Source organism: Caulobacter sp. UNC279MFTsu5.1, from assembly GCF_900114015.1.
Taxonomy (GTDB): Bacteria; Pseudomonadota; Alphaproteobacteria; order Caulobacterales; family Caulobacteraceae; genus Caulobacter.
In genome coordinates, this window is record NZ_FORN01000055.1 from 26,505 (window position 1) to 32,827 (window position 6,323).

Annotated in this window: 2 protein-coding genes and 1 pseudogene; 1 reads left to right on the forward strand and 2 read right to left on the reverse strand. The window is 67.7% G+C overall.

Translation table 11 applies throughout. From position 1 onward, the window contains the following. Nucleotides 1–23: 23 nt before the first annotated feature. Entirely contained in the window at nt 24–578 is a 555-nt protein-coding gene (locus BM066_RS22800; protein WP_089930498.1) for a phage tail protein, read from the reverse strand. 37 nt (nt 579–615) lie between these two features. Continuing rightward, nucleotides 616–1,152, reverse strand: a complete 537-nt coding sequence (locus BM066_RS22805) for a phage tail protein (protein WP_089930500.1) — start codon at nt 1,150–1,152, stop codon at nt 616–618. 427 nt (nt 1,153–1,579) lie between these two features. On the opposite strand from BM066_RS22805, the pseudogene BM066_RS22810 reads away from it, so the two are divergent. After that, nucleotides 1,580–6,323 (forward strand): annotated as a pseudogene (locus BM066_RS22810) (lactonase family protein); the annotation flags it as partial.

A 6,323-nucleotide genomic window follows, 5' to 3' on the forward strand; every position in this document is an offset into this window, starting at 1 on the left:
CTCCTCGTGTTCGTCGCGGCGGGTTAGTTGCGGGCGGGGAAGATGCCCTGCAGGGCGATGCAGTAGTTCAGGAACAGCGTCGGCATCATGTTGTTGTGCGGGAACGAGCTGCCCGCCAGGCCGATGCTCTGGGCCGGCAGCTGCACGGCCGGATTGGTCACCGGGCTGTAGAACAGGCCCCGGCTGTTCTGCTGGAAGTTACCGCTGAAGGCCTGAGCCGGCTGGTTGTTGGCCGAGGTCGTGACGGTGCCGTTGGCCGTGGTCACCGTCGGCGCGTGGCTGTGCATGGCCATCTCGCTCTCGATCAGCGTCACGTTCGGCGAGCCGCCGACCTGGCCCAGGTCGTAGACCGACAGGCCGGGACCCGGCTGGTTGCGCCCGACGTGCAGCGGGATGCTGCCCATCAGGTTGGGCAGGGCGAAGTTGCTGGTGCCGTTGCCGCCATAGGTGGTGCCCAGCAGCGAGAACAGCGCGGTGTTCTGCGAGATCGGCAGCAGTTGGCCGTTGCACTGAGCCCAGCCCGTCGGGGCGAAGTTGAAGCCGAAAATGCGGATCTCCGCGACGAATTGATCACTCATCTCTTTGAGTCTCCAGAAGATCTTCGGGCGGGACGCGTCAGTTTTGCGACGGATAGATGCCGTAGAGCGAGATGATGAAGTTGAGACCCAGATAGGGTTGCATGTTGTCGTGCGGTTGGTTGCCGCCGCTGGGCGTCGTCGAGGCGGCGGACAGGGCGATCTGGTTGGTCGCGGCGTAGGGCTGGTAGCCGAACAGCACCGTTCCGGTCGGCCCCTGGTCGGACAGCATGGTCTGGGTGGTCGGCGTGCTCACCGCGCCCGGCGTCGAGGCCGCGTTCAGCGCATGGGTGTGCTGGGGGATCTGCTGGGAGGTCAGGGTGACGGTCTCGACCCCGGTCTTCTCGCCGATGATATAGGTCTGGCCATTCTTCGAGCCCTGATGGGTGGGGACCCGGCCGCGCATGTCGGGCAGGGCGAAGGTCTCCTGCCCGTCGCCGCCGTAGGTGGTGCCGATCAGGTTGAACAGCGTGTCGTTTTCCGAAATCGCCAGCAGCTGGCCATCGCACATCGCCCATCCCAAGGGCGGAAAGTTGCCCGCGAATATGCGGATCTCACCAACGTAAGGCTGGCCCATGTCTGCTCCCTCGCTGTCAGAATGTCGTTGTGCAAGCTCGACGCGCGCCAAAGGCTACTAAACCTTAAGTGGCGAGTCACTTCTTAGCGTTGATTAAGATTGCGTCCCACCCCGCGATTGATTCTTTCGTAGCCGACTATCCTGAGCTGCACAACAGTTCCGAAAGAACGATGTTCATCAAACGGCGTATGTCTACTTGTGTGGCCCTGGTCTCGTCGTTAAGGTTGCGTTTACAGGGTGACTAGAGCCAGGGGGGAGTCCGATGCGCAAATTATGCGCGTGTGTGCATAAAAGCACGGCATCGGGCGGCCGAGCGGCGTATCGCGCCCACTATCGGCTCTTTTTCCAATTTCAGGCGGGGCCCGCGCCCCGCGAGCGCGGCGCACGCCGGCCGGAACGCGGTTCCGCCGAGGCAAAGGACTGACCCATGTCGATTCTGTACATCAACGGCGACAATGAAACCGACGGCGGCGCGCTGGAACTTGACGGCGTCTCCTACATTACCTCGGCGGACGTCGGCGGCACGACCTACGTCTTCGTGGCCGGCGGCGTCGACAATGGGATCAGCGTGTTCTCGCTGGGTCTGAACGGCGCGCTGACCAACACCGCCAACTTCACCGACAGCGGCGCGCTGAACCTAGTGGGGGTCAGCGGCCTGACCACCGTCACCTCGGACGGCAACACCTACCTGATCGCCGCCGGCGCGGGCGACAACGGCGTCAGCGTCTTCCGGGTCAATGTGGGCGGCAGCCTGAGCCCGGTCTACAACGTCGCCGACGGCGGTTCGCTGAACCTCGGCGGCGTGTCGCGCGTGGCGTCGGCCACGGTGTCCGGCAACGCCTACGTGTTCGCGGCCGGAACCAACGACGACGGAATCAGCGTCTTCCGGGTCCAGGGCAACGGGACCCTGACCTCGGTCTTCGACCTCGCCGACAACGGGACGTTCGAGCTGGACGGCGTCAAGGGCCTGGCCACGGCGGTGATCGGCGGCGCCACCTATCTGTTCGCGGCCGGCGGCGTCGACGACGGGCTCAGCGTCTTCAGCGTCGCCGCCAACGGCGCCCTGACCAACACCGCCAACGTCACCGACAACGGCACCCTGCGGCTGGACGGCGCGTCCGACGTGGCCACCGCGGTGGTCGGCGGCACGACCTATGTCTTCGTCACCGGCGCGAACGACAACGGCGTCAGCGTCTTCTCGGTCAACGCCTCGGGCCTCCTGACCAACACCGCTAATGTCGGCGACAGCGCCGGCCTGCGCCTGGGCGGCGCGGCGGGCCTTTCGGTCAACACCTTCGGCACGACCACCTATCTGACGGTGGGCGGGACCGAGAACGGCGTCTCGCTCTTCCGGGTCAACACCGACGGCACGCTAACGGCGATGGACAACATCGACGACGGCGGCTCGCGCGAACTGGCCGGAACCACGGCCGTGCATTCGGCCACGGTCGGCGGCACGAACTACGTGATCGCCGGCGGCTCCACCGACGACGGCGTCAGCACCCTGGGCCTCAAGCCCACCGGCCAGCTGTGGTACGCCACCGAAGGCGGCGACGCCGACACCCGAATCTCGCGGATCAACAACGACGGCGCCAGCCACACCGTCAATGTCGACAACGGCGGCGCGGGCACCGGCGACGACCACCTGATCAGCTCGTTCACCTCGGACATCGGCCTCGACACCGCCGCGGGCTTCTATTTCGCCGTCCTCAGCAGCAACAACAACGACAACGCCTTCCTGGTCCGCGGCGTCATCGGCAGCTCGGCGACCCCGACCACCGTGGTCGACTTCCCCAACGCCATCATCGTCAACACGATCGAAGTCGATCCGATCAACCACCGTATCTACGCCGGCTACCAGGACGGCTCCGGGACGCCGGACGGCAACATCACCGGCATTCGGGTCTATTCCTACAACCCGCTGACCGGCGCGGTCACCGACCTGGGCTTCCTGACCACGGCGGTCACCGACAACCGCGCGAACGAGAGCGGCTTCTACGTTCTCGATCCGCAGGACTTCGCGCTGGATTCCTCGATCGGGCGGCTGTTCTACACCGAGCGGGTCGACGGCCTGGTCACCGGCATCTACCGCTTGGACCTCGCCAGTCCCAACACGACCACCCAGCTGGTCAGCCAGGCGCAGTTTCCCGACGACCAGAGCGGCGGGATCATCATGGACGTGGAGGTCGATGAGAGCACCGACCTCGTCTACTTCACGACGCACTCGCAGTTCCCGTCGCCGGACGCCGGCTACAACGCCGCCCAGAACGCGCTCTGGTACATCAGCGAGAACGCCTCCAGCGGCACCGCCGTCAAGGTGACGCTGGTCGGCCTGCCGGGCGGCGGCGTCTTCTATCCCGGCGACATGACGTTCGATCAGAGCGCGCGCCAAATCTATATCGAGAACGAAGAGTCCGGCAGTCTCGAGACGGACGACGTGATCTACGTCTTCCAGCTGGACGGGGCCGGCACCACGGCCACCCTGATCAACACGATCACGCCCAACCTCACGGCCTCCGGGGCCAATATCGAGGGCATGTTCTTCTCGGACCTGCCGGTCCTGGGCGGGCTGAGCGGCGCCGGCACGACCATGAACGAGCAGCAGGCGGCCGCGACCACCCTGCTGACCGGCGCGCCGACCATCACCGACACCGACGGCGACCACCTGGCCAGCGCCACGGTGCAGATCACTGGCGGCAAGTTCTCGTCCAACGAATCCAGCACCGCCGACGACCACCTGGGCTACGGCGCCGCCAAGCAGATCTCCGGTCTGGTCTCCGGCACCAACATCACGCTCAGCTGGAACGCCACGACCGAGACCCTGAGCCTGACGGGCTACGACACCATCGCCAACTACGAGGCGGTGCTGGCGGCGATCACCTATTGGACCACCGGCGACAACCCGACGAACTACGGGCTGAACACCAACCGGACCATCACCTGGACGGTCAGCGACGGCACGCCCGACGTGCCGGGCGGCGCGGTCAACAGCGGCACGACCACGATCAACATCGCGGCCGTCAACGACGCGCCGGTCAACGGCACGGTCTCCAGCGCCACCGGCGCCGAAGACACCAGCATCGCCGTCACCGGCCTGCAGATCAGCGACGTCGACGCCAATCCCGCCCTGCAGACGGTGTCGGTCACCCTGACGGTGACCAAGGGCGTCCTGTCCCTGCTGACCAACGTCACCAACGGCCTGACCTCCGGCCAGATCACCGGCAACGGCACGGCGTCGGTCACGATCTCCGCGTCGCTGAACGAGATCAACGCCACCCTGGCGGCGGCCAGCGGCCTGACGTTCCTGGGCGACGCCGACGTCAACGGGACCGACACCCTGACGGTGGTCGTCAATGACGGCGGCGGCACCGGCTCGGGCGGCGCGCAGTCCGACACCGACCTCTATACGATCACCATCACGGCCGTGAACGACACGCCCGTGGTCCCGGCCAGCGCCACCACCGTGGGCGCCACCGAACAGACGGCGGCGACCCTGCTGGGCTCGCTGGCGGTCTCCGACGTCGACCTCGACGCCCGCAACGGCGGCAACGGCGACTACGCCGGCGCCAGCTTCACGGTCCAGCGCGCCTCGGCCAATGCGGCCGACACCTTCGCCTTCGCCTCGGGCGGGTTGTTCACGGTCAGCGGCGGCAATCTGCAGGTCGGGGGGCTGACCTTCGCCACCTTCACCAGCGTGGGCGGCGTGCTGACGATCGCCTTCACCAGCTCGGCCGCCGCGGCGACCTCGGCGCTGGTCAATGACGTGATCCAGCACATCCTCTACACCAACAGCAGCGACATGCCGCCCGCCAGCGTGACGTTGAACTACACGCTGAACGATGGCTCGCCCGGCGGCGGCCAGGGGGCGGGCGGAACCGCCACGGCCGGCGGCTCGGTGCTGGTCAACATCACCGCCGTCAACGACCCTCACACCGGCGGCGCCGGCATCACCGGCACGGCGGCCGAGGACCAGGTGCTGACCGCGGTCTCGACCCTGGCCGACGCGGACGGCATCGGAACCCTGCACTACCAGTGGCAGCACGACATCGGCGGCGGCTACGTCAATGTCGGCGCCGACCAGTCGACCTACACTCTGGGCGACGGCGACATCGGCGGCGTGGTCCGGGTGGTGATCTACTACACCGACGCCGGCGGCACGGTGGAATCGGCGACCAGCGCGGCGACCGCGGCGGTCTCCGCCACCAATGACGCCCCCACCGGCGGCGTATCGCTCACCGGCACGGCCACCGAGGACCAGATCCTGACGGCCGACACCTCGACCCTGGCCGACTCCGACGGCCTGGGCACGCTGCACTACGACTGGCAGCGCAACACCGGTTCGGGCTTCGTCAGCACCGGCGCGGCCGACCAGGCGACCTACACCCTGGGCGACGCCGACGTCGGCGGCTTGGTGCGGGTGGTGGTCAGCTATACCGACGGGCAGGGCTTCGCCAACAGCGTGACCAGCGCGGCCAGTGCGGCCATCGCCGGGGTCAACGATCCGCACACCGGCGGCGCGTCGATCACGGGCACGCCGACCGAGGACCAGGTGCTGACCGCGGTCTCGACCTTGGCCGACGCCGACGGGCTGGGCACGCTGCACTACGACTGGCAGCGCGACACGGGGTCGGGGTTCGTCAGCACCGGCGCGGCCGACCAGGCGACCTACACCCTGGGCGACGCCGATGTGGGCGGCCTGGTGCGGGTGGTGATCAGCTATACCGACGGCCAGGGCTTCGCGGAATCGGCGACCAGCGCCGCCACGGCGTCGATCGCCAACGTCAACGACGCCCCGACCGGAAGCGTCTCGCTCACCGGCACGGCCACCGAGAACCAGGTGCTGACCGCCAACACCGCGGCCCTGGCCGACGTCGACGGCCTGGGGACGCTGCACTACGACTGGCAGCGCAACACCGGATCGGGCTTCGTCAGCACCGGCGCGGCCGACCAGGCGACCTACACCCTGGGCGACGCCGACGTCGGCGGCCTGGTGCGGGTGGTGGTCAGCTACACCGACGGCCAGGGCACGGCCGAGTCCGTGACTTCGTCGGCCAGCGCGGCCATCGCCGGGGTCAACGATCCACACACCGGCGGCGCGTCGATCACCGGCACGCCGACCGAGGACCAGGTGCTGACCGCGGTCTCGACCTTGGCCGACGTCGACGGGCTGG